The organism is Gemmatimonadota bacterium (genome assembly GCA_039715185.1).
Lineage (GTDB): Bacteria > Gemmatimonadota > Gemmatimonadetes > Longimicrobiales > RSA9 > DATHRK01.
On record JBDLIA010000192.1, the window covers coordinates 1 to 2049 of the forward strand.

The 2049-nt window shown below is 74.3% G+C and carries 4 protein-coding genes; all 4 read left to right on the top strand.

Annotated features, from left to right (window positions below; genetic code table 11):
• Positions 1-207 (top strand): allantoinase (locus tag ABFS34_16585; GenBank protein MEN8377043.1); only part of this gene is annotated, 207 nt, incomplete at its 5' end.
• An 8-nt stretch (positions 208-215) separates the two neighbouring features.
• On the top strand, positions 216-1199 hold the full coding sequence (alc, locus tag ABFS34_16590) for an allantoicase (protein MEN8377044.1): 984 nt from the start codon (positions 216-218) through the stop codon (positions 1197-1199).
• A complete protein-coding gene (gene uraD / locus ABFS34_16595) occupies positions 1196-1702 on the top strand; it encodes a 2-oxo-4-hydroxy-4-carboxy-5-ureidoimidazoline decarboxylase (protein ID MEN8377045.1) in 507 nt (168 codons plus the stop codon). The genes alc and uraD overlap by 4 nt, the downstream gene beginning before the upstream one ends.
• 2 nt (positions 1703-1704) lie before the next feature.
• Entirely contained in the window at positions 1705-2049 is a 345-nt protein-coding gene (gene uraH, locus ABFS34_16600) for a hydroxyisourate hydrolase (protein ID MEN8377046.1), read from the top strand.

The window sequence follows — 2049 nt, forward strand, 5'->3', positions numbered from 1 at the left end:
GACGCCGACCTTGTCGTGTTTCGGCCCGACGCCGATACTGCCGTGGATCCCGCTTCGCTCCACCAGAGACACCCGGTGACGCCGTACGCCGGCGCGCGCCTGGCCGGCCGCGTCATGGCCACGTACCTGCGCGGCCAGCCGGTCTTCGCCGAGGGTCAGCAGCTCGGCCAGCCGGCGGGGCGCATGATCGCCCGACCCGCGGCCTGACGGAGGAAATGGACTTCACCGACCTGCCCGACCTGGTTGCCGAACGACTCGGCGGCGCCGCGCTGCTGGCCAACGACGAGTTCTTCGCGCCCAAGGAGAACCTGACCCGGGCGGCGCAGCCCGAGTGGCGCGAGGGCGTCTACACCGAGCACGGCAAGTGGATGGACGGCTGGGAGACCCGCCGGCGCCGCGAGGAGGGCCACGACTGGTGCGTGCTGCGGCTGGGCGTGCCGGGTCGCGTGCGCGGATTCGTGGTGGACACGAGCTTCTTCCGCGGCAACCACCCGGAGGCCTGCTCGATCGAGGGCGCGAGCGTCGAGGGTAGCCCCGACCCCCCCGAGATCGCCGAGCGCGCCGACTGGCGCCCGCTGCTGCCCCGCACAGACCTGGAGGGCGACGCCCGCAACGCCTTCGAGGCCGCGGGCGACGGCGGCGCGGTGACCCACATGCGGCTGAACATCTTCCCCGACGGAGGCGTGGCCCGGCTGCGCGCGCACGGCGAGGTCGCGCCCGACTGGGACCGGCTGCTCGAGGCGGGCGGCGAGCTGGACCTGGCGGCGTTCGAGCACGGCGGCGTGGCGGTGGCCAGCAGCGACATGTTCTTCGGGCACCGCCAGAACCTGCTCCTGCCCGGCCGCTCGGTGAACATGGGCGACGGCTGGGAGACGAGGAGGCGGCGCGGGCCTGGCCACGACTGGGTGGTCGTGCGGCTGGGGCGGCCCGGCCGGGTCCGGCGGATCGTGGTCGACACCGGACACTTCAAGGGCAACGCGCCCGGATCCTGCTCGGTCGACGCGTGCCGGGCGGAGGATTGGGTGCCGGGCGACGACGCAGGCTGGCGCGAGCTGTTGCCGCGGTCTCCGCTGCAGCCGGACGAGAAGCACGAGTTCGAGGACCTCGCCGACGCGGGCGACGTGACCCACGTGCGGCTGAACATCTACCCGGACGGCGGCGTGGCGCGGCTGCGCGTGTTCGGAGCGCCGGGCGCATGAGCGAGACCGGCGTGCGCGCCCTGAACGCCTTGCCGCCGGACGCCGCGGAGGAGCGGCTGCTCTCCTGCTGTGGCTCGCGCGCGTGGGCGCGGGCCATGACGGGGGCGCGCCCGTTCCGGGACGCGGCGCACCTGGCCGAGGCGGCGGACGCGCTGTGGTGGGGGCTGACGCCGCGGGACTGGCTGGAGGCGTTCGCGGCGCACCCGCGCATCGGCGAGCACGCCGGCGACGACGGGCGCGCCGCGGCGTGGTCGCGCGCCGAGCAGGAAGGCGCGGCGGGCGCCCCCGACGAGACCACGCGCGCGATCGAGGCGGGCAACCGGAGCTACGAGGAGCGCTTCGGCCACGTGTTTCTGATCCGCGCGGCGGGGCGCAGCGCGGTCGACATGCTGTCCGCGCTCACCGCGCGCATGTCCAACGACCCCGAGACCGAGCTGCGGGTGGCCGCGGCGCAGCAGGCCGAGATCACGCGGCTGCGGCTGGCCAAGCTGCTGGAGGAGTGACGATGGCGGGAATCAGCACGCACGTACTGGACACCGCGACGGGGCTGCCGGCGGCGGGCGTCGCGGTGCGGCTGGAGGAGCTGGTGGACGACGGCTCCGTGATCACGCTCCACGAGGAATCGACCGACGAGGACGGCCGCGTGAGCGAGCTGCTTCCCGGCGGCCGCTCGCTGGACGCGGCCATCTACCGGATCACGTTCGATACGGGCGCGTACTTCGCGGCGCGCGGGATCGACGCGTTCTACCCGTACGCTGCCGTCGTCTTCCGCGTGAGCGATCCGGACCGGCACCACCACGTGCCGCTGCTGCTGAGCCCGTTCGGCTACAGCACCTACCGGGGCAGCTGA

What these genes read in the sequence shown, in the direction of transcription:
- uraD (MEN8377045.1), top strand. Translation starts at nt 1,196, where the DNA reads ATGAGCGAGACCGGCGTGCGCGCCCTGAACGCCTTGCCGCCGGACGCC.
- uraH (MEN8377046.1), top strand. Translation starts at nt 1,705, where the DNA reads ATGGCGGGAATCAGCACGCACGTACTGGACACCGCGACGGGGCTGCCG.
- alc (MEN8377044.1), top strand. Translation starts at nt 216, where the DNA reads ATGGACTTCACCGACCTGCCCGACCTGGTTGCCGAACGACTCGGCGGC.